At 34.4% G+C, this 22,986-nt stretch carries 21 protein-coding genes; 14 read left to right on the top strand and 7 right to left on the bottom strand.

Annotated features, from left to right (window positions below):
* Positions 1-46 precede the first annotated feature (46 nt).
* The 3 genes from porK to topA all read right to left on the bottom strand — a co-directional run bounded on the left by porK (position 47) and on the right by topA (position 5,375).
* Positions 47-1,441 (bottom strand): T9SS ring complex lipoprotein PorK/GldK, encoded by a 1,395-nt coding sequence (gene porK / locus J2W48_RS06755; protein WP_310279677.1) that lies wholly within the window; start codon positions 1,439-1,441, stop codon positions 47-49.
* 263 nt (positions 1,442-1,704) lie between these two features.
* Positions 1,705-2,856, bottom strand: a complete 1,152-nt coding sequence (locus J2W48_RS06750; RefSeq protein WP_310279674.1) for a formimidoylglutamase — start codon at positions 2,854-2,856, stop codon at positions 1,705-1,707.
* 2 nt (positions 2,857-2,858) lie between these two features.
* Positions 2,859-5,375: a type I DNA topoisomerase gene (gene topA / locus J2W48_RS06745; protein ID WP_310279673.1), complete on the bottom strand. Its 2,517-nt coding sequence runs from the start codon at positions 5,373-5,375 to the stop codon at positions 2,859-2,861.
* 524 nt (positions 5,376-5,899) lie between these two features.
* On the opposite strand from topA, the gene miaB reads away from it, so the two are divergent.
* From miaB to J2W48_RS06695, 10 genes are all read left to right on the top strand, one after another.
* Entirely contained in the window at positions 5,900-7,345 is a 1,446-nt protein-coding gene (gene miaB / locus J2W48_RS06740; RefSeq protein WP_310279672.1) for a tRNA (N6-isopentenyl adenosine(37)-C2)-methylthiotransferase MiaB, read from the top strand.
* A gap of 98 nt (positions 7,346-7,443) precedes the next feature.
* Positions 7,444-7,815, top strand: a complete 372-nt coding sequence (locus J2W48_RS06735) for a GxxExxY protein (protein WP_310279670.1) — start codon at positions 7,444-7,446, stop codon at positions 7,813-7,815.
* A gap of 59 nt (positions 7,816-7,874) precedes the next feature.
* Positions 7,875-9,128 (top strand): sigma-54 interaction domain-containing protein, encoded by a 1,254-nt coding sequence (locus J2W48_RS06730; protein ID WP_310279668.1) that lies wholly within the window; start codon positions 7,875-7,877, stop codon positions 9,126-9,128.
* Positions 9,129-9,240: 112 nt separating this feature from the next.
* A complete protein-coding gene (locus J2W48_RS06725; protein ID WP_310279666.1) occupies positions 9,241-9,744 on the top strand; it encodes an LptE family protein in 504 nt (167 codons plus the stop codon).
* A 107-nt stretch (positions 9,745-9,851) separates the two neighbouring features.
* Positions 9,852-11,402 carry a tetratricopeptide repeat protein gene (locus tag J2W48_RS06720; RefSeq protein ID WP_310279664.1) on the top strand — a complete coding sequence of 517 codons (1,551 nt, stop codon included), beginning with the start codon at positions 9,852-9,854 and terminating at the stop codon, positions 11,400-11,402.
* Positions 11,403-11,405: 3 nt separating this feature from the next.
* Positions 11,406-11,747 carry a preprotein translocase subunit SecG gene (secG, locus tag J2W48_RS06715; protein WP_310279662.1) on the top strand — a complete coding sequence of 114 codons (342 nt, stop codon included), beginning with the start codon at positions 11,406-11,408 and terminating at the stop codon, positions 11,745-11,747.
* A 141-nt stretch (positions 11,748-11,888) separates the two neighbouring features.
* A complete protein-coding gene (locus J2W48_RS06710) occupies positions 11,889-12,164 on the top strand; it encodes a co-chaperone GroES (protein WP_110306346.1) in 276 nt (91 codons plus the stop codon).
* Positions 12,165-12,306: 142 nt separating this feature from the next.
* On the top strand, positions 12,307-12,516 hold the full coding sequence (locus tag J2W48_RS06705; RefSeq protein ID WP_310279832.1) for a four helix bundle protein: 210 nt from the start codon (positions 12,307-12,309) through the stop codon (positions 12,514-12,516).
* Positions 12,517-12,642: 126 nt separating this feature from the next.
* Positions 12,643-14,271 (top strand): chaperonin GroEL, encoded by a 1,629-nt coding sequence (gene groL / locus J2W48_RS06700; RefSeq protein WP_310279659.1) that lies wholly within the window; start codon positions 12,643-12,645, stop codon positions 14,269-14,271.
* A 238-nt stretch (positions 14,272-14,509) separates the two neighbouring features.
* Positions 14,510-15,715 (top strand): alkaline phosphatase family protein, encoded by a 1,206-nt coding sequence (locus J2W48_RS06695; RefSeq protein WP_310279657.1) that lies wholly within the window; start codon positions 14,510-14,512, stop codon positions 15,713-15,715.
* Positions 15,716-15,855: 140 nt separating this feature from the next.
* Here J2W48_RS06695 and J2W48_RS06690 read toward each other — a convergent pair whose 3' ends face one another.
* The 4 genes from J2W48_RS06690 to J2W48_RS06675 form a co-directional block, all read right to left on the bottom strand.
* Positions 15,856-16,695: an SDR family NAD(P)-dependent oxidoreductase gene (locus J2W48_RS06690; protein WP_310279655.1), complete on the bottom strand. Its 840-nt coding sequence runs from the start codon at positions 16,693-16,695 to the stop codon at positions 15,856-15,858.
* 88 nt (positions 16,696-16,783) lie between these two features.
* On the bottom strand, positions 16,784-17,692 hold the full coding sequence (locus J2W48_RS06685) for a helix-turn-helix domain-containing protein (RefSeq protein WP_310279653.1): 909 nt from the start codon (positions 17,690-17,692) through the stop codon (positions 16,784-16,786).
* A gap of 208 nt (positions 17,693-17,900) precedes the next feature.
* Positions 17,901-18,113, bottom strand: coding sequence for a hypothetical protein (locus J2W48_RS06680; protein ID WP_310279652.1), 213 nt, complete (start codon positions 18,111-18,113; stop codon positions 17,901-17,903).
* Between the two features lie 31 nt (positions 18,114-18,144).
* Entirely contained in the window at positions 18,145-19,134 is a 990-nt protein-coding gene (locus J2W48_RS06675; protein WP_310279650.1) for a DUF6268 family outer membrane beta-barrel protein, read from the bottom strand.
* Between the two features lie 172 nt (positions 19,135-19,306).
* On the opposite strand from J2W48_RS06675, the gene J2W48_RS06670 reads away from it, so the two are divergent.
* From J2W48_RS06670 to J2W48_RS06655, 4 genes are all read left to right on the top strand, one after another.
* On the top strand, positions 19,307-20,308 hold the full coding sequence (locus J2W48_RS06670; RefSeq protein WP_310279648.1) for a sensor histidine kinase: 1,002 nt from the start codon (positions 19,307-19,309) through the stop codon (positions 20,306-20,308).
* Positions 20,278-20,988, top strand: coding sequence for a LytR/AlgR family response regulator transcription factor (locus J2W48_RS06665; RefSeq protein WP_310279647.1), 711 nt, complete (start codon positions 20,278-20,280; stop codon positions 20,986-20,988). Before J2W48_RS06670 ends, J2W48_RS06665 begins: the two co-directional genes overlap by 31 nt.
* A gap of 266 nt (positions 20,989-21,254) precedes the next feature.
* Positions 21,255-22,157, top strand: a complete 903-nt coding sequence (locus J2W48_RS06660; protein ID WP_310279645.1) for a hypothetical protein — start codon at positions 21,255-21,257, stop codon at positions 22,155-22,157.
* 240 nt (positions 22,158-22,397) lie between these two features.
* Positions 22,398-22,976: a CHAP domain-containing protein gene (locus tag J2W48_RS06655; RefSeq protein WP_409025167.1), complete on the top strand. Its 579-nt coding sequence runs from the start codon at positions 22,398-22,400 to the stop codon at positions 22,974-22,976.
* Positions 22,977-22,986: the final 10 nt, after the last annotated feature.

Genomic DNA, 22,986 nt, shown 5'->3' with positions numbered 1-22,986 from the left:
TTTTTAGGTTTTAATTTAGATTTAGGTTATTGATTTTAATTTTAATTTACTTTTTTTTATTTCCGGTTACCTGAGTACCCATATAATCCTGTACGGTTCTAAACCCAATATAACTTCTTGCTGAATCTGCATATTCATGATCACGGGTACTTACCTGTAAAAAGTAAGCCACATCTTTCCATGAACCACCACGAACAACTTTTCTTTGATTCTTTCCATCAATTACATTCGGATTCATAGTAGAAACATATTCGTAAGCATTTGGATTATAGGCAGAATCTGTCCACTCTGCAACATTCCCGGCCATATTATACAATCCGTAACCATTCACCTCATATGATTTAGCTTCTACAGTATATAAAGCTTCATCAGCGGCATAATCACCTCTGCTTGGTTTAAAGTTTGCCAGAAAACAGCCTCTGTCACTTTTTGTGTAAGGACCACCCCAAGGGTAAGTTGCAGATTCAAGACCCCCTCTTGCAGCATATTCCCATTCTGCTTCAGTTGGTAATCGAAATGCATTAACTAAATCACGTCCTTTTTTCTTAGATTTGATGTAACTGTTTTTATTTAAGGTTCTCCATGCACAAAATGCTTTAGCCTGTTTCCAGGTTGTACCAACTACTGGATAATCCCCATAAGCTTTATGCCAGAAATAATCATTATGCATTGGCTCATTATAAGAATAAGCAAAATCTTTAATCCAAACTGTAGTATCAGGATAAACATTTACCTGTTCTGTTTTAACAAAATCTTTTCTTTTACCTACTTTAGCTTTTGCAGCAGCCTGAATATCCATCCATGAGTAACGGAATTTCAATTTATTTACATCAATTGTTCTCAAACCGTTATAAGACTCTTCAATTGGCAAATACATAGAATCCATTACCTCAGCGTAATATTCATCCGGGTATGCTTTAGTATCTTTTATTAATTTAACTTTTTTGTTTAATTTTCTGCCTGCATAAGGATCATCTTTTGTTCCTACACTATAATAATTATCATACATATATTTATCATAAGCAGTCATTTTATCCGGTTCAGAATCATTAAATGCATAATCAGCAATACTACCAGCTTTTTTTCCTGTTCCGCCAGTTCCTTTTTGCCCAGTCTCATCTGCCAGAATAGCCAAACGAACTCTCATTGTTGAGTCTTTTACCCATTCCACAAACTGACGATACTCAGCATTGGTGATTTCTGTTTCGTCCATATAAAACGAACGAACTGTTACGGTTTTTGTCGGAGCATCTTCTACAGCAGCCAAATCAGCATCTGATTTACCCATAATAAATGATCCACCTGGAACCAAAGTCATACCATAAGGCTTTTCGGGATGCCATTTTCCTCCTTGCACACCTACTAATTCACCTTTATCACCTGATTTTCCACAGCTAATTACTAGTGTTAACATTGTCGCAAATGCAATAAACTTCTTCATATAAATTTGGGATTTCTATTCATTATTATAAGTCCGTAAACGTATTTATTATTTTTTAAAAAAACAATATTCTCTCTATATTTATTTTAACATTCAAAAATAATGTTAAAAAAATTAAAAAAAAAATATTTCATCGACTAAATGTCGAAAATAATCGACCAAAAGCATGTTTTTATAATTTTTGAAATATTATTCCTGCTAATAAAAATTAAACAAAACCATTATAAAATCATAAAATTAAGGTTTTTAACAAAAAATTTTAATTACAAAACGTTTTTTCGCTGCGCTTTCCACCATCTTTCCGGTAATTCCTGATTACAAGCGCATAAATATTCTTCATAAGAACACGATAATAACGTATTTCTTTTTAGTTTATTATTACCCTCTAAAACATATGGAATTTCAATCCACCATCTATCCGTTTTGTCACTTTTATAAAAAATCAACTCTTCATTTTCCAACGGTATAATATATTTTAAATAATTGGCCCTGCTGCCAAATGGATATTCTTTTGAGCGATAATGATAACCCTCAATAAAATACCATATTATCTGTGTAATTAAAACCGACTCTGAAGCTGTGCTATTATGATTAAAAATACCAAAAGCTGAAACCTTATCACTAATTCCGGCATATCTTGATAAAGAACAAATTTCTTTTCCATTAAAACCATTTGGCTCAAAAGAAACCATATTCCCGGAATCTGATGATTTGACTGAATTCAAATCAAAACTTACCAGGTCAGCATCTCTAAAAACAGGTTCTGCCAAAGCAATATTATTTGAGATTTCGCCTAAACGATATGCATCAAAAAATAATTTTTCGATTAAATCTATCTCTTCCTGTGAATTATAATAAGTCTGATAACCTATATTACAATAATTAAACAAATTATTTGGCTCATCAATAATGATTTTAGTAAGATAAGAACTCGATGAAACAATTTCATTTTCTTTTCCAAAATCAAATTTATTGTCAACTGAAACTAAATTTACCATTTGCTCTAAATCATCATAAGCGCGGTATAAAGCATAGGTTAAATCCTGTGAACCTCCAATAACTATCGGAATGACTTTATTTTTTATTAAAGTTGATGTCACTTTTTTAAGGGCAAAATAGGTATCTTCAACAGAATCTCCTGAAAGAATATCACCTAAATCAGCAATTGAAGCATCCCAATTACCAGGAAACATGCTGTAAAGTTTTTTACGAACTGCTGATAAATTTACTGCATTAATTATATTTATATTTCTGCGATCTTCCAGCACACCGACTATTGCAATGTTGATTTTACTAATATCCGGAAATTGATCCTGCGTATGAAAAACAACTTTACTGCCTAATTCCTGAGAAGAAAGTGAGTCAATAAATTGTAAAATAGTCTCATCAACTGGTTTTAGAAAATCAAATTCCATTCTTATTTCTTTTTAGCAACTGGTTTTTTTACAGCAGCTTTCTTAGCTGTCGTTGCTTTTTTTGCCGGTGTTTTTTTGGCTGGCGTTTTCTTGGCAATCATTTCCTGAACTTCAGCTAATGTCAATTTTGTAGCATCAACATCTTTGCTTAATTCTATTTTAATTTTACCTTTTGTAATTACCGAACGTCCCCATCGGGCTTTTTCAACCAAAATTCCTTCATCTTCCCAATTATGAAGTACCTTATCAATATTCTTTTGCAATTTATCCTCAATCAATTCTTCTACTTCTTTTTGAGATAAATTATCAAAATTGTACTTTTTGCTTACATTAATAAAGATACCATTCCATTTTATAAAAGGGCCAAAACGACCAACCCCCTTCTGCACTCCTTCTCCTTTATAAACCGCGATTGGCGCATCAGCAATTGCCTTTTCATCAATCAATTCACGGGCTCTTTCTTTGGTAACCGCCAGTGGATCTTCTCCTCTTGGCAAAGAAATAAACACACTTCCATGGCGAATATATGGTCCGTAGCGTCCGTTACTTACTTCAACTTCTTCATCTTTATATTCTCCTAAATTTTTAGGCAGCAAAAACAGGTTTAATGCTTCTTCAAGCGTAATATTTCCAATATTCTGTTCTGCCATTAAGCTGGCAAACTTTTTATCTTCGTCATCTGCTTCTCCAATTTGAGCCATTGGGCCAAACTTTCCTAAACGAACCGAAACCTGTCTTCCTTCAGCATCTTTCCCCAGGATTCTTTCCCCGCTTTCTCTTTCAGCATTGGCTTCAACATCTTTTACATTTGGGTGGAATTTATCATAAAACTCCTGCATCATGGTTGCCCAATCAATATTTCCTTCTGCAATTTCATCAAAATCCTGTTCTACTTTTGCAGTGAAATTATAATCCAGAATATTTCCGAAATTCTTAACCAGGAAATCTGTTACAATAGTTCCAATATCTGTTGGTACTAATTTACCTTTATCCGAACCTGTATTTTCTTTAAGCAACTTCTCTCCTACTTTACTAGCTTGCAAAATAAGTTGTGTATAATTACGTTCCTGACCTTCCAGAGTTCCTTTTTCAACATAATTTCTGTTGATGATAGTCGAAATAGTGGGTGCATATGTAGACGGACGTCCAATTCCTAGTTCTTCTAATTTTTTTACCAAAGACGCTTCAGTATAACGTGCTGGCGGTCTTGAATATCTTTCTGTAGCCGTAATATAATTATTAGCCAGCTTTTCGTTTACTTTCATTGCCGGCAGCATTCCTTCCTGTTCTTCCTCATCATCATCATGACCTTCAAGATAAACTTTCAGGAAACCTTCAAAAAGCAATACTTCTCCGGATGCTGTAAAGATCTCGCTGTGGTTATTTGCTTCAATTTTTACGTTGGTTCTTTCTAATTGCGCATCGCTCATTTGAGATGCCAGTGTTCTTTTCCAGATCAAATCATACAAACGGGCCTGGTCACGATCAATATTCACCGTATGGCGAGACATATCTGTCGGACGAATTGCTTCGTGCGCTTCCTGTGCCCCTTTACTTTTGTTGGTAAAAGTTCGGGGTTTCGAGAATTCTTTTCCATATGATTTTATAATTTCAGCTTCAGCAGCATCCATTGCATCTTTAGAAAGGTTTACACTATCTGTTCTCATATATGTTATAAGCCCGGCCTCGTATAAACGTTGTGCCAGCTGCATAGTGATTCCAACCGGTAAATACAATTTTCTTGCAGCTTCTTGTTGTAATGTTGAAGTTGTAAAAGGTGCTGTTGGTGATTTTTTGGTAGGTTTTGTTTCTAAATCAGAAACTTTATAGTTTGATCCAATGTTTTGTTTTAGAAAATCTTCGGCTTCTTTTTTAGTATTGAAATTTTTAGGCAATTTGGCTTTGAAAGCTTTTCCGGCTTCATTGACAAATTCTGCGACAACTGAATAACTTGCAACTGCATTAAAGTTCTGAATTTCACGTTCTCTTTCTACAATTAAACGAACAGAAACTGATTGCACACGTCCGGCAGAAAGTCCGCCTTTAATTTTTCTCCATAAAACCGGAGATAATTCATAACCCACCAAACGGTCTAAAACGCGACGTGCCTGTTGCGCATTTACTAAATTATAATCAATTTCTCTTGGATTCTCGATTGCTTTAAGAATTGCCGACTTGGTAATCTCGTGAAAAACAATTCTTTTGGTTTTTTTGCTATCCAGTTTTAATTCTTCCGCAAGATGCCATGAAATTGCTTCCCCTTCGCGGTCCTCATCACTTGCCAACCAAACCATTTCGGCATTTTTAGATAGTGCTTTTAATTTACTTACTAAGGCTTTTTTGTCTGGAGAAACTTCATATTTAGGTTTAAAACCATTCTCTACATCTACTCCGATTTCCTTTGATGGTAAGTCGGCTATGTGACCATAACTTGACTCTACCTGAAAATCGCTACCCAGAAATTTCTCTATCGTTTTCGCCTTTGCAGGTGATTCCACTATTACTAAATTCTTTGCCATTGATCTTTTTTTCTGCAACAAAAGTAGAAGTTTTTTTTAAATATCAACCCGGATAAGTGATTTTTGAATTATTTTGAAGTTATCATTCCAAAAATTACAGATTTATCTGTAAACAGATTGATAATATATATAGGTATAATTTTTAAAGGTTTAAGTCCGGGAAAAGCTCTTTTATTTTCAGATTGCCCTAGCCCGGATTACAGTGTAAAGCCCGGAGTAAAAAAAGTAAAAGTTTCCTGTTTTAAAAAAGCGACCAGCGGAAGCTCTTTTTAAAACATTGGAAACTTTTACTTTTTTTATGAGGACTTGAAACGGAAAGCCGGAAACAGCTTCTGATTTGATTAAAGATTAACGATTGCTGATTTTTGATTGAAAAACTAACGCATCACATATTTAAAGCTACGATTAGTGAAATCTTAAATCACTAATCAGCATTCTGCAATTCTTAATTTTTGTTAATTCTTTATCTGACATCTTGTCATCTTTATACCTTTTGCGTTATCTTTGCACTTTGAAATTACAAAATGGAAAAGATTATTGAAGAAAGCAAACAGGGCGAAAGTCTTGTTTTAGAAAATAAACCTGAGAATACCAAAAAGCTTTTTATAGAAAGTTACGGTTGTGCGATGAATTTTTCGGACAGTGAAATTGTAGCTTCGATTTTGTCCATTAATGGCTACAATACCACCCAAACACTTGAAGATGCCGATTTAGTATTAGTGAATACCTGCTCGATCCGGGATAAGGCAGAACAGACAATTCGTAAACGTCTGGAAAAATATAATGCGGTAAAGCGTATTAATCCAAAAATGAAAGTAGGCGTTTTGGGCTGTATGGCCGAGCGTTTAAAAAGTCAGTTTCTGGAGGAAGAAAAAATAGTCGATCTTGTGGTTGGACCTGATGCCTACAAAGATTTGCCGAATTTACTGGCAGAAGTTGAGGAAGGACGTGACGCCATTAATGTAATTTTATCGAAAGAGGAAACATACGGAGATATTTCGCCGGTTCGTTTGATGAGTAACGGGATTACAGCTTTGGTTTCGATTACCCGTGGATGTGATAATATGTGTACGTTTTGCGTTGTGCCTTTTACACGTGGACGTGAGCGTAGCCGTGAGCCGCAAAGTATCATGAAAGAAATTCAGGATTTGTGGGACAACGGTTTTAAGGAAATTACCCTTTTGGGTCAGAACGTTGACAGTTACCTTTGGTACGGCGGCGGTTTGAAAAAAGATTTTGAAAACGCTTCTGAAATGCAAAAAGCAACGGCAGTTGATTTTGATCAATTGTTGGAGATGGTGGCTGTTGGATTTCCTAAAATGCGTATTCGGTTTTCGACTTCTAATCCGCAGGATATGCACGAAAGTGTACTGCATGTTATTGCGAAACATCCGAATATTTGCAAACATATCCACTTACCGGTACAATCCGGAAGCAACAGAATTTTAAAAGAAATGAATCGTCTGCACACGCGTGAAGAATATATGACTCTGATTGATAAAATCAGGGCTATTATTCCGAATGCATCAATTTCGCAGGATATGATTGCCGGTTTCCCAACAGAAACGGAACAAGATCATCAAGATACGATGAGTTTAATGAAATATGTGAAATATAATTTTGGTTATATGTATTCCTATTCTGAACGTCCGGGAACTTTGGCAGGAAGAAAAATGGAAGATGATGTTCCGGAAGAAACAAAAGCCAGAAGATTACAGGAAATTGTCGATTTACAGCAAAAACATGCCTGGTTTAGAAGCGAGGAATTTATAGGACAAGTAGTTGAAGTTCTTATAGAGAAAGTTTCAAAAAAATCAATAGAGGAATTTTCCGGAAGAAACTCTCAGAGTATTACGGTAGTTTTTCCGAAAGAAGATTATAAGATTGGTGATTTTGTAAATGTCAAAATCACAAGCTGCACTAGCGGAACTCTTAAAGGAGAAGCGGTGGGCTATTCTGATATGAATTAAGTTTTTTTGCCACGAATTACACGAATTATCTCTAATTTTTTTCTTTAATTATTTAAGAATTAAACTAATTTTATAATTCAGACAATTTAAAACAAAATATGGAATTATATAGGAAAGAGGAATATTTTAAAATTATAGGTATTTGTATGGAAGTTCATAGAATACTTGGAGGAGGGCTTCTTGAAATTGTTTACAAAGATGCTTTAGAATATGAATTCAACAAACATAATATTCCATTTGAAAGAGAAAAAAAATATGATATTCAATATAAAGACATTATTTTAACACATAAATTTTATGCTGATTTTGTAGTTTATGATGAAATCATTTTGGAAATAAAAGCATCAAAGGATATCATTGACGAACATACCGCTCAAACAATAAATTATTTAAAACTAGCAGATAGTGGTTTAGGAATTATAGTCAATTTTAATAATAAATCACTACAGCATAAAAGAGTTGTTCATTAACCCAATTTCAAAAATTAGAGATAATTCGTGAAATTCGTGGCAAAAGATAAAGTAAATACATGGAAACAGTTCAAGCAATAAAACAACGATTTGAGATTATTGGAAATGATCCGAAATTAAATCGTGCCATTGAAAAAGCCATTCAGGTTGCTCCTACTGACATTTCAGTAATGGTAACCGGGGAAAGTGGTGTAGGTAAAGAGAATATTCCGAGAATCATTCATACGCTTTCGCACAGAAAGCATGGTAAATATATTGCTGTAAACTGTGGGGCCATTCCGGAAGGAACCATTGACAGTGAACTTTTTGGTCACGAAAAAGGTGCTTTTACAGGTGCAACAAGTACGCGTGAAGGTTATTTTGAAGTTGCCGATGGCGGAACTATTTTCTTAGATGAAGTGGGCGAATTGCCTTTAACAACTCAGGTTCGTTTGCTTCGTGTATTGGAAAATGGTGAGTTTATAAAAGTAGGTTCATCTCAGGTTCAAAAAACCAATGTGAGAATTGTAGCTGCAACAAACGTGAATTTATTTAATGCCATCGAAAAAGGAAAATTTCGTGAGGATTTATATTATCGTTTGACTACTGTTGAAATTACGTTACCGCCATTGCGTGAAAGAAATGAAGACATTCATTTGTTATTTAGAAAATTTGTTGCCGATTTTGCTCATAAATACAAAATGCCGCCATTGAAATTAGATGATGGGGCGGTTCAACTTTTGCAAAAATTCAGATGGAACGGAAACATTCGTCAGTTGCGAAATGTAGCGGAGCAAATTTCTGTTTTAGAAACTAGCCGGGACATTACACTGGCGACTTTACAATCGTATTTACCCACCGAAGGGACAAATTTGCCTTCTGTTATTAATGACAAAAAGAAAGACAGCGACTTCAGTACCGAAAGAGACATCTTGTACAAAGTTCTTTTTGATATGAAAAGTGATTTGAATGACTTAAAAAAACTTACTTTAGAATTGATGAAAAACGGCACAAAAGCGCAGGACATTAATCCTAATTTAATTCAGAAAATATATGGTTCACAGGAAAACGAAAGCGAAATAGATTTTGAAGAAGAACCAAGAACGGCCGTTATGACTCCTTCAACCCGTGAAGACAATTATCAGATACAGGATGACAACTATTTGTTTGCCGAAACTATTGAAGAGGAAGAAATTTTACGTTTGGAACAAAAAGAAATCGAGATGATAAAAAAATCATTAGAAAAAAATAAAGGGAAACGAAAAGCAGCTGCCGACGAATTAGGTATTTCTGAACGAACGTTATACCGAAAAATCAAACAATTCGATTTGTAAAAATAAATAAATTCAAATTCCAAAAAATAAATTCCAAATTCCAAATTACTATATTTGAAAAAAAATAAAATTGGATTTGGAATTTAGAAAATTGGAATTTACTATAGATTTTATGAAAAAATTATATATTTTATTAGCAATCATTTGCTTATTTACATTCAACAGCTGTTCGATTTACAACTTTACAGGTGCTTCGCCCATTGATGGAAAAACGTTTCAGGTTAACTTTTTTCAAAATAACGCTGATTTGATTGAACCAGGAATCGATAGAGAGTTTACACTGGCTTTGCAGGATTTAATCATGAATCAAACCAATTTAAACTTAGTCAGCACCAATGGTGATTTGTTTTATGAAGGCGAAATCACAGATTACAGAGTTACACCAATGACTGCAACTGCAGATCAGCAGGCTTCACAAAACCGTTTGACAATTCGTGTAATGGTTCGTTTTACCAATAAAAATAAAGAAACTGATGATTTTGAAAAAACATTCGAATTTTATCATGATTATCCTGCACAGCAACAATTGGTAGGCTCCGTATTAACTGAAGCTATCAGGGATATTTTTGAAAGAATCACACAGGATATTTTTAACGAGTCATTAGCCAAATGGTAATTTTTGGTTTAACTGTTAAATCGTTTATTCACTAAAGCGATAAAAATGATTTAACTAACAAAGTCTCCTATTAAACAAATAAACAATTAGACGATTAAACAAAAAAAATGAATGTAACTGATTATACCTACTTAATGAACAAGCCCGATGCTATTACAGAAAAGCAGGCGGAGGCATTAGGAAGTGTTTTGAATGAATTTCCATATTTTCAAAGTGCGCGTGCATTGCGATTAAAAGGGCTTTACAATCAAAACAGCTTTAAGTATAATTATGCCTTAAAAGTTACAGCCGCTCATACAACTGACCGGTCTGTTTTATTTGATTTTATTACCTCAGAAACTTTTACCTCTATTCAGGATGAATTTTACGATCGTAAAATTCGTGACCTTATGAATATTTCAGTGTATGGAAGCGAGATTGTTTCTTCTGAAGAATTCAAAAAAATTATCGAAGTCCGAATTGATCCTGTTGAGCAGTCCATTTTAGATTCTATAAAAGAAGCTACGGGCGTAGTTTACAACGAAACGATAAAAACGGAAGACCTGCCAATTGAACAATCTGCCCTAACTCCAAAAAAAGAAGCTGAAACTGTTATTTTTGACGAACCGGTTAAAATAGAGGATACACCTATTGAATCAAAATCTTTTTTAGTTGACGCACCTGTTTTTTATGAAGAGCCTGTAAAAATCGAAGAAGACTTAACTCATCAAATTATTGAACAGCCTCCTGTAATTGCTGAGCAAGAGAAAACATCAGTTGTATTTGAGGAGGTTGAAGAAACAACATTTCATCCGGTAGAGGAATCCAAAATAATCGTTATACCTGATACTACAGCAGTAGTGTGGGAAGAAATACAAAAAAGTATCGAAATTGAAATTGATCCTGTTATTGAAGAACCAACACTAACTTCTAAAGAAACTTCGACAATCGTTTTTGAAGAAATTCAAAAAACTAACGAAGTAGCCATTCATGTAATAGAAGAGTCTGATATAATTTCGATACCGGATACCACAGCAGTAGTTTGGGAAGAAGAAAAAAGCAGTGAATTGCCGATTGATGCTATTGAAGAGTCGAAGACAGTTTCGACAATCGAAACTTCAAACATTGTTTATGAAGAGCCAGAAACTGTTGAAGAGACACTTAAACTTGTTAATGAACCGGTAAAAAAAGCTGAAGAAAATCTTGAAATAGGGAGGCCTCTTGATTTTTCGGTTAATGAAACACACTCTTTTCAGGAATGGCTTCAATTAGCCAGAACAGAACCAATTGACAGAACAGTTGATGGTCCTGCAGAAAATGTAAAGGAAGCAGAGAAAATTCCTGAACCAATTATCGAAATTCCGGCCCGAACAGAAACAGTTGATGAAGAGAAAAAGAAAAAGGAAGAAATAATCGATAATTTCATTAAAACAAACCCGAAAATCCCACCAATTAAACAAACTCCAATAATTCCAACGGTACAATTCAACATTAATGAAGAAGAGAATTCTTATTTAATGACCGAAACATTAGCCAGGGTCTATTTGGAACAAAAAAAATATACAAAAGCGATTCAGGCATATGAAATATTAATTTTGAAATATCCAGAAAAAATTAGTTTCTTTGCAGACCGTATTTCGGATATAAAGATTTTACAACAAAATAACAATAATAATTAAACAATGAGCACATTTTCAATTTTTTTAGTTTTAATCACAATAGTTTGTTTTCTATTGATCATAGTAATCATGGTGCAAAACCCAAAAGGAGGTGGATTGTCTTCTACTATCAGCGGAACTCAAATGTTGGGCGGGGTACAAAAAACAACTGACTTCTTAGATAAAAGTACCTGGACACTTGCTACTATTCTGATTGCTTTAATCTTGCTTTCAAGCTTGAGTTTTACAGGATCTTTAAGTGATACCGACTCTAAAATTATTGAAAAAACGGAAACTCCGGCAGCTGCTACTCCAGCTACCCCGGCTCCACAAACTCCGGCTCCGGCAACTCCCGCAGCTAAATAATAGTTTAAATATATAAATGAAATGCCAGCCTGTCAAAGCTGGCATTTTTTTTAGGAAAAAATGTCAGTTAAAATAGCATGGCACAATTTCTGAAAGATAAATAGAACATTAAAAAACGTATAACTATAATAATATAAAATCATGGCCTTAAACATTAAACCGCTTTCAGATCGCGTACTTATTGAGCCTGTTGCAGCTGAAACCAAAACTGCCTCAGGGATTTTTATTCCGGATACTGCCAAAGAAAAACCCCAAAAAGGAACTGTAGTTGCAGTAGGAAACGGATCTAAAGATCACACTATGACCGTAAAAATTGGTGATACTGTCCTTTACGGTAAATATGCAGGAACAGAATTAAAACTGGAAGGAACTGATTATTTGATCATGCGTGAGGATGATATCCTTGCGATAATCTAAATCGCTTTATGCTATAAGCCATAAGCTATAAGCTTCCATAAAAGCGTATAACCTATTGGCTAAAGCTTAAAGCAAACTAAAAATGAGAAAATTTAAGAAACATTTGGCAGCTAAGTCATTCTTTTACTTTAGAAATCTATAAATCGACTTCTATTTTCCAAAGGAAGAATTATATGGATTAACAAGTCAAATTAGAAGGGCATCTTCATCAATCCCAACCAATATTAGCGAGGGATGTGGAAGAAATAGTGACAAAGAATTTAATCAATTTCTCAACATAGCTTTAGGTTCAGCAAATGAAACAGAATATCTTTTGATTTTAGCTAAAGATTTGCAATATCTAAATAAATGAAATTGCAGAGAATCAAATAGAAAAAATTAACAGTATAAAAAGCAAAATTTACAAATTAAAACAAATATTAATTCCGCAGTAGGAAAAGCCTAAAGCTTAATGCCTCCTGCCTAAAGCAAAAATAGAATGGCAAAAGATATAAAATTTGATATTGAAGCACGTGACGGATTAAAACGTGGTGTTGATGCATTAGCAAATGCTGTAAAAGTAACCCTTGGACCAAAAGGTCGTAACGTAATTATCGGAAAATCATTTGGTGGACCAACAGTTACTAAAGATGGTGTTTCTGTTGCAAAAGAAATCGAATTAAAAGACCCATTAGAAAACATGGGTGCTCAAATGGTGAAAGAAGTTGCTTCTAAAACCAATGATTTAGCGGGTGACGGAACTACAACTGCTACAGTTTTAGCTCAGGCAATCGTAAAAGAAGGCTTAAAAAACGTTGCTGCAGGTGCAAATCCAATGGATTTGAAACGTGGTATCGATAAAGCTGTTGAAGCTATCGTTGCTGACTTGGCAAAACAAGCTAAAGTAGTTGGAAGTGATTCTGATAAAATCAAACAAATTGCTTCTATCTCTGCAAATAACGACGAAGTGATTGGGGAACTAATCGCTACTGCTTTTGCAAAAGTGGGTAAAGAAGGTGTTATTACTGTTGAAGAGGCTAAAGGAACTGACACTTTTGTGGATGTTGTTGAAGGAATGCAATTTGACAGAGGATATCTTTCTCCTTACTTCGTAACAAACCCTGAGAAAATGGAAGTTGAACTTGACAGTCCATATATCTTATTATACGACAAAAAAGTATCTTCTTTAAAAGAATTACTACCGGTTTTAGAGCCAGTTGCCCAATCTGGAAAACCATTATTGATTATTGCTGAAGATGTTGACGGAGAAGCTTTATCAACTCTTGTAGTAAACAAATTAAGAGGTGCCCTTAAAATTGCAGCTGTGAAAGCTCCTGGTTTTGGAGACAGAAGAAAAGCAATGTTAGAAGATATCGCTATTTTAACTGGCGGAACTGTAATCTCTGAAGAGAGAGGTTATACTTTAGAAAACACTACTATCGAAATGTTAGGAACTGCAAAAAGAGTTTCTATCGATAAAGATAACACTACAATTGTAAGTGGTGCCGGTGAAGCTGATATCATCAAAAACAGAGTAAACCAAATTAAAGGTCAGATGGAAACTACTACATCTGATTATGATAAAGAAAAATTGCAGGAGCGTTTGGCTAAATTAGCCGGTGGTGTTGCTGTTCTTTATGTTGGTGCAGCTTCTGAAGTTGAGATGAAAGAGAAAAAAGACAGAGTTGACGATGCTTTACACGCAACCCGTGCTGCTGTTGAAGAAGGAATTGTTGCTGGTGGTGGTGTTGCTTTGTTAAGAGCAAAAGCTGCATTAGCCGATATTAAAGCTGACAATGCTGACGAAGCAACCGGAATTCAGATTGTAGCCCGTGCTATTGAATCTCCATTAAGAACTATTGTTGAAAATGCAGGTCTTGAAGGTTCTGTAGTTGTTGCTAAAGTAGGTGAAGGTTCTGGTGATTTTGGATACAATGCCAAAACTGACGAATATGTAGACATGCTTAAGGCTGGTATTATTGATCCTAAAAAAGTAACTCGTGTAGCGTTAGAAAATGCTGCGTCTGTTGCGGGAATGATCTTAACTACAGAATGTGCATTAATTGATATTAAAGAAGAAAGCGCTGGCGGTATGCCAATGGGTGGCGGTATGCCAGGAATGATGTAATCGTTCTTTACTTCTTACATTATAGACCGCCAGATAGAAAATTCTATCTGGCGGTTTTTTTTCTACAAATTTTCGCTAATTTTTTATTCGGAATCATTAAAATTAATTCGTGCTAATTCGTGCTAATTCGTGTCAAACTATTTTCTTAATTCGCAGCAAACTTTTCTTTAGTTTAACATACTCTTTTTCATTAAAGAATCGTTTATCAATACCTTTGCAGCTACATTAAAATTGCAAAATGAGAAAACTTACTATTCAACTTTTATCTGTTACTTTCTGCCTGCTTACATCATCTCTTTTACATTCTCAATCTGAGAAAAACGCTTACGTCGTTTTAGTTTCTATGGATGGGTTTCGTTGGGATTATGCCAAACATTTTAAACTTAAGAATATGAATCAAATTGCAAAAGAAGGTGTTCATGCCAGATCGATGCAGCCTTCTTATCCGAGCAAAACTTTCCCTAATCATTATTCTATAGTTACCGGCCTATATCCGGATCATCACGGCATTATCAATAACGTTTTTTATGATGCTGCTTTAAACGAATCTTTTGCTTTATCAACGAACGCTAAAAATGATTCGAGATTTTATGGTGGAAATCCGATTTGGAATGTGGCTGAGCAGCAAGGTGTAAAAACAGCTTCTTTTTTCTGGCCAGGATCTGATACCGATCAAAAAAGACCAACATATTACAAAAAATACGATGGTAAAATCCCATATGAAACCAGAATCGATACGGTCATAAAATGGCTGCAGCTTCCTGAAAAAGAACGTCCTCATTTAATTACTTTATATTTTGACGAACCTGATCATACGGGACATAATTTTGGCCCACTTTCTCCTGAAAATAAAAAAATGGTTCACAAAATGGATTCGGTTATGGGACACTTATCTGCTAAACTGAATCAGTTAGCCATCGGAAAACAAATTAACTTAATTATTGTTTCTGATCACGGAATGACAGATATCAGCAATGATAAAAAAGTAGCCATTTTAGATTATCTAAAACCAGAATGGCTAGGTTATAAGGCAGTCATTAACCCAATTATGAGTTTACAGTCAAAACCGGGATTTCAGGATTCTATTGCAAACGCCTTAAAAAAAGTGCCACACATTAAATTCTGGAGATCAAATGAAGTCCCAAAAAGATTGCATTACGGGAATAATCCGCGTGTGCATGATTTTGTTATTGAAGCCAAAAAAGGATATAGTTTAGTGAATAACAAAACGCAACATATAAAAGGCGGAACGCACGGTTATGACAACAAAGAAAAAGACATGCAGGCTATTTTTTATGCAAAAGGCCCTGCTTTTAAAGTTGATAAAGAAGTAAAATCGTTTCAAAACGTTTCCGTTTATCCATTAATTGCCCATATTCTAGGTTTACAAATTGACGAAGTAGATGGGAAATTGAGTGAAGTAGAAAATATGTTGAAAAATTAGCAATACACAAGCACTATAAAAGTTTTCGCCACGAATTACGAAAATTAACACTAATTAATTTCTACCTGATGCAGCTGAAAAATTTGTGGAATTTTTTGTGTAATTCGTGACGAACTTTTATTATTAAATTTGAGACCCTATTAAAAACCAGTTGAAACAGAAACTGATTTCCATTGTTCTAATTCTTTTTGAACGCTTTCAATCTTTTTATTAGCCATATCGTAAGCATCCTGACCTAAAAATAAATGCAATGCAGGATTTTCTTCCGTACTCATTTTGATTAAAGCATCAGCTAATTTTTCAGGATCACCAGGCTGATTTTGGTTTATATCTTCTTTATGGGCATTTTCAGATTGCCTCACTTCTTTATAAGCTGCAATTGGGCTCTGTGGCAATAATAAAGAACTCTCTTTTAAGAAATCGGTTCTGAAATAACCCGGATAAACAATTGTAGCATGAATCCCGAAAGGTTTTACTTCTGCTGCCAAAGATTCTGTTAAACCTGCAACGGCAAATTTTGTTGAGCAATAAACTCCCCAACCCGGAAATTCTCCATAATAACCTCCAACAGAAGAAATATTGAATATGTGCCCAGATTTGTTAGCTCGCATATAAGGCATCGTATTTCTGATCACATTCAATAATCCAAAAACATTTACCTCATAATTTTTTCTGGATTCGGCATCTGTTAATTCTTCTAATGCCCCTAATAAACCATAACCTGCATTATTGACCAAAACATCAATGGTCTTAAAATGACTTACTGTTACTTCTATTGCATTTTTTACGCTTTTTTCGTCTACTAAATCCATTTCTAATGGAAGGAAGTTTTCAGACGGATTACCCAATGCTTTAATTAAGGCTTCTTCGCTTCTTGATGTTGCCGCTACTTTTTTACCTTCTGCCAATAATTTTTTTGTTAATTCTAATCCAAGTCCTTTTGAAGCACCTGTGATCAGCCAAACTTTGTTGTTTTCCATGATTCTAAATTTTTACATTTAATATGGTACAAAGGTATCGGCGAAGTAATTCTGAAAATTAAAGCAATCAAACAAAAAGTTACAAAAATCAAACAATTTCAGTTACACGATACGTTTTAGGTGAAACCTGAACATTTTTCTTAAAGAAATTGATGAAATGAGACAATTCGTCGAAACCTAAACACCATGCAATTTCATTAATATTCCATGTAGTTTGCTTGAGCAGAATCATGGCTTCCTGAACAATCCTTTCGGATATAATTTGTGAAGTCGTTTTTCCGGTGGTGTCTTTTAAAGCTTTATTTAAATGATTTACATGCACATTTAGCTGACTTGCAAATTCAGACGGTGAACGAAAATTAATTTGCTGTGATATCGATTCAATCGGAAACTGTCTTTCCAGTAATTCCAGGAACAAAGATGAAACCCTAATGGTAGCGTTTGATTTACTGTATAATGAAGCAGTGATCGTTTGTGCTTTTAACGCTAAGTGAATAATCTCAAAAACAAGGTTCCGGAGTACATCATATTTAAAAGTGTAATCAGAATTGATTTCGTCTAACATTCTTAAATAAACGGTTTTCAAAGATTCGGCCAATTCTTTTGAAACAGGCACAATCGGATTTCCTCCGGGTTGAAATAAGGGATACTCTTTTAAATTTCCAAACTGATTAAAAAAAGCATCTGTAAAAATGCAGAAAAATCCGGTCTGATTTTCATCAATATGTTCCCAGCTATAAGGAATTTGTGGGTTTGCAAAAAACAAAGCCTGATCTTCGATATTGACGGTTTTATCAGCGTAATGCACTTTATTTTTACCAATGATTAAGCTTATTTTATAAAAGTCCTTTCGGGTATAAGGTAATGGATTACAAGTACTTCCAACATAATCATCGAGTTTAAAAACATTAAAATGTCCGATCTCTTTTTTAAGATTTTCGGGCATTCCTTTTATTTTTATCGTGTAAAAATCTTCTAGGGTTTCTGTTAGTTTCATTTTGCAAAGTTATAAAAATCAAATAATTTTAATTGCAAAATTTATCCATTCGATACTACTATTGATTATCTTAATCCTAACGTAAACGAAAATTCATGAATCACTGTACCTAAAATCAACAACCCTTTTCTTTAAAACAACAACTTGTGCCTCTATAACTGTTCCAGTACGAGCATTAAGCACAAAATAATAAAATAGATCATATTCTTTATTCTAACGGAACACAAATGTATCCCAGATGATTAACATATTTTACAATATTTTCAGGCTTCAGTTCCACACCTTCAATTCTTAATATCTTATCGCAATCTTCTAAATCAAAATTGATTTTATAATCCGGAAATTGAGCCTGAATAACATTTATGACATAATCCTTATCACATTCTTTCTGAACATTAGTTTTAAAAACTTCAACTGTCATACTATTAATTTTAAGTTAAACTTAAGAACTATTATTTTCGATTAAAAAGATTGTACGAAATTCCAAATCTCAAATACCCCTGCGCATCCTCCTTATGGTCATACACATACTTGTTGGTCCGTTCTCCCCTTTCGGTAATACGTGTGCTTAAAACATGATTCACGCCACCTTTTACAAATGCAATTATTTTTGGCGTAAAACTATACTCGTAAGTAATACCGGATTTCAATTCCAGCTGATTCAGTTCGTAAATGCCTTTTAAGGTTGCCGAATCTAAATTGAGATAAAAACTCTCTGAGTTTAATTCTGTTCCAAAAGAGATTCTTCCGTTTTCTAACAATTCCCTTCTAAATAAAAGGCGCTGCGGTAAAATAAAATCCATATCCCATTTTGAATCTTTAAATTTATGGTTCAGCGTAAAAACAGGGGTTACCGGAACAATCGATGACGGATCTAACAATCCCAGAGCACCAACTGTAATGGTAGTATTTGGTGTTCTTTTTAGCACAATTACTGCCGACACAAGTCCTTTTAATCGCTGTAAATCATCTTCATTTCCATCAACACTTACTGTAGCGTTGTAAATCACCGGTTTTTTAAAAAGAGTTGACATATACGTTGCGCTTACAGCCCCCGCCCAATAATGAAAATCTTCAGTTCCTCTGGTATAGGTTTGCGTGCTGTTATAATTGTAAATATCTCCAAAACTATAACTCTCATACTTATAGCGCAGTGAACTTGTCACTACCAGTTTTTTTGATTTTGAAGCGTAAAAAGGCATATTAAAAGCGGCTTTCAATCGGCTGTGGCTTTCAATTCGGCCTCTTTCAAATTTATTCCCAAATAATTCCGAATCATAATTGGATGGTCCTAATGCTTCATATTGCACATCAAAAGTTCTGGTTGTTGGGAATTTGTCGACCATGGCTTTCCCAAAGGTTTTAACAGCTGGCTCTTTTTCCTGGGCTATGTTCTGCAAAGAGGTAAATACAACGATTAACGAAATGATTTTTGATTTCATAAACTGGTATACGTTTTTTAATAGTGATTAAAACCCGGCTCAAAAGTAACTTACAAGTTCTTATTATAATAGTAATTTTATACCAGTGGCGTATGATTTATACGAATGGCGTTTGTATAATTTTTATGCTCCAAATAACTATAAACTATAATATTAGCCTAATTTTGCCGTTATGAAGATTCTCAAAATTTATCAAAACTTTTTCCTCAGGAACCTCATCGTTAATGCCATTGTATATCTGGTTATTTTGGCCTGTGTTTATGACGAAGTAAAACTTGACGGACACACATGGACGTATATCCTCAAAAAAATAGCCGTTGGCTATTTTCCTTGTATTATCTGGATCACGGTTTTTAATATGTACATCATCAGGCCGTTTTTATTCAAGAAAAAGTTTAAGCTGTTTTTTCTGCTTCTTATCGTTTACTGGACTGCTTTTTACTATTTCATGAATTGGTTTTTCCCTTTGGTTGGATTAGGAAATCTCAAAACGCTCCAAATATTATCGCTTATCATTAACGGAATGTTTTTCTATTTTATTCATATTGTCATTACCAAAAAAGTGATGCAGACGGATAAGGACATCATGAATTTCAAGTCGGAGCTTTCATTTTTAAAACAGCAGCTGAATCCGCATTTTTTACTGAATGCGATGAACAATCTTTACGGAGAGTCTCTTTCAGAACCGGATAAAGTTCCGGACAGAATTCTAAATCTTTCAGACATGCTGCGTTACCAGATTGAAGCCACCAAAAAAGATTATGTTTTGGTAGAAGAAGAAATTGCTTTCATAAAGAAATATATTGAATATTATACGTTTAGAAATGAACGCCTTGCGGTGAACCAAAATTTTGAAGGTGCTTTTGATGAAATCGAGATTCCGCCTTTGTTCTTTTTACCTTTGGTAGAAAATGCAGTGAAATTTTCTGCCGAAACCGCTGAACCTTTTATTATACTGGATTTAAAAGTAAAATGCCGAAATTTGACTTTTACCCTAAAAAACAATTATCTGGAATCCGGATCAAGGCTTTCGAGTACCGGAATTGGAATTGAAAACCTAAAAAGACGTCTGGAAGTTTACGGTTTAAAACACGATTTGAGTTGTAAAAAAGAGAAAAATATGTTTGTTGTAAAATTAAGTATATGGCACTTACCTACCGCTGTCTTATCATAGACGACGAATCGCCGGCACATAAAGCGCTTGCTTCGCATATCTCGAAATTTGAAGAACTGGAACATTCCGGAAGCGCCTTTAGTGGCATGGAAGCTGTAAAAATGCTCAATGAGAACTGCTATGATATTATTTTTCTGGATATTAATATGCCCGTAATTTCAGGTGTCGAATTAATGGAACTCCAACCCAACCGTCCACTCACGATTGTCACCACGGCTTATTCTGATTATGCCCTTTCGGCTTACCAAAACGATGCGATTGACTATTTGATGAAACCCATTTCGTTCGAAAAATTTGCCAAAGCCATAGAAAAAGCCAAAACCTATTTCTCCGGAAACAACCTGAAGAAGGAAACCAACACCAACACAAAAGTCTTCTCCTACCGCGCAAACGGACAAATGGCCGATATGCCACTCCATGATATTATCTATATCGAAAGCCTGGGTAATTACATGAAACTCTACAGTACCAAACTCAAATCGCCTGTTATTATTTACGGTTCGCTTTCGAGTATCACCTCAGAAATTAACTGCAGCAGCTTTATACAAGTGCATCGTTCTTTTATTGTAAACGTTGCTAAAATTACTGCTGTAACTTTTAAAAATCTTACTATGTCAAATGGGGAGGTTGTCCCTATAGGAAGGAAATATCAGATTTTATTGGATAGTTTTTTTAAGTAGAATTCTGTTAGTATGATATATAAAAATCTCAACTTTAAATGGTTGGGATTTTTTTATTTTGCTTTTTTGTAATAAAAACCCGTATAAACACTTAGTGTCGTTTCTTAAATAATTGTTAATATTGTCAAACCATTTAAAAATAATCTTATTGAAAAGGCAGTATAAAAAATCAGTCTTTTATAAATATAAATACGCTCCAATTCACCCAGCAGTAGATTAAAATTAGTAAAAAAAGAACCTTACAATAATTTTAAAAACATGATACTATGGCAATTGATTTTTCTATTACAAGTGCTGTAACTCCTAATGGAAGGACAGTTTTTAATGCTCAACGCATTAATTCAACTGAAACAAAATTTACTATTGGCAGTAAAACCAGATATGATGGAAATGTTGGATTATTCAACACCTCAGTTACTGCCGGAATAATTTACAAACCAGAAGATTATACTACAGAATATGGCTTTTGGGCTTATTTTATTTATCCTACAGCTTTGGCAGAAAGTTCAGGCTCTTTCAAATGTTTAAATACGTATGACAGAGCACAGTTTACTTTTAGTTTTATGCAGTATGCAGCACATGTCCCAAATGGTGATTTTGTAAAATTTTTCAAAAAGCTTTTACAATTACCCAATGCATCCGAATACTTCCCAAAATTAGTTTTATCGAATAACAGGATTTTTTATAAATCTTCCAATGGGATACTTTCCCCTTTAGAGAATGATTCCAGTTCACAGGCTCTGATGGATTATCTCAACCCCACACTAAATGATATAGAAAATCAAGAATTAATATGTGCTGCAAGATTTGTTCACTGGGCTACAAATGATGCCAATCACAGAAAAACACAAGTTGCAACCGCAATTGAGATGTACAAAGAAAACATGAAATCCTATCATAAACGATATGGATTAAATAATGTACCGGCAAATGTATGCCAAATGGTTTGTGATATTCGACACCAGGGAAGAGCTAAAAGTGACCGTATTGCACTAGCTCTTAACACCAATGGTAATTATGACAAAGCCTTTTCTAACTTATGTACAATAGGCAACACAAATTATCAAACCAGAATAAATACTGTACGAAGTACAATAAAAAAGCTAACCGATTTAGGTAAGTTTTCTATGAAGTATGATGCTGGCAGCGGTGAATTTGTAAAGATTTAGGAATGAATAAACCCTCGTAAGCCGAAAAGAGGGAAAGAAAGCAATTAAATTATAGAAAAATATTAAAGTTCAATAATTAAAAAAAAAAACAAGGTCAGTTTTTATTCATAAACTATTAATAAAAAATCAAAGAGATTGAAATCAACTCAAAAAAACAAATAAATCATGAAATACAATATCAAATCAGGTGATACCCTTTCAAAAATCGCACAGAAAAATAAGATCAGTCTTAAACTTCTATTGAGTGTTAACCCACAAATAAAGAATATAGATTTTATACATATAGGACAAATTATAGTGATACCTAATATTCAGGATGTGCCCGCTGGTGCTGAATTCAATTTCAGCAAAGGAGTCGAAGCTATTTTAAGCAGAGCAAAATCAGCTATTAACCATGGAATTAATTATAAGTTAGGTGAAGGAGGTAATCATCCCGAAGATAATTTACCGACACGTAATAAACTTTGCGATTGCAGCGGGTTTGTATGTTGGGTATTGGGCTTAAACAGAAAAACCACCATTCCATTTTATGCAAAGCATGGTGGATGGATTTATACGGACTCAATGGAGGATGACATAAACAGCACTAGCGGAATATTTGAACGCCTTACCAGTCCAGAACCCGGATGCATAGTGGTTTATGGAAATGGTCCAAAAATAGGTCATGTAGGTATTGTTAGCGAAGTGCATAATGGAGTAATGAGCAAAGTTATTCATTGCAGTTCTGGAAACCAATCGAAACTTGGCTATTCCATAGAAGAAACAGCACCAAATGTATTCAATAGAGCCGATGCTCTTTGGGGCAGATTTGTAGGCTAAACAGATGAAA

The sequence above is a fragment of the Flavobacterium piscis genome (assembly GCF_031457575.1).
GTDB classification, from domain to species: domain Bacteria; phylum Bacteroidota; class Bacteroidia; order Flavobacteriales; family Flavobacteriaceae; genus Flavobacterium; species Flavobacterium piscis_A.
This window is presented reverse-complemented; position numbering and strand designations above follow the sequence as displayed.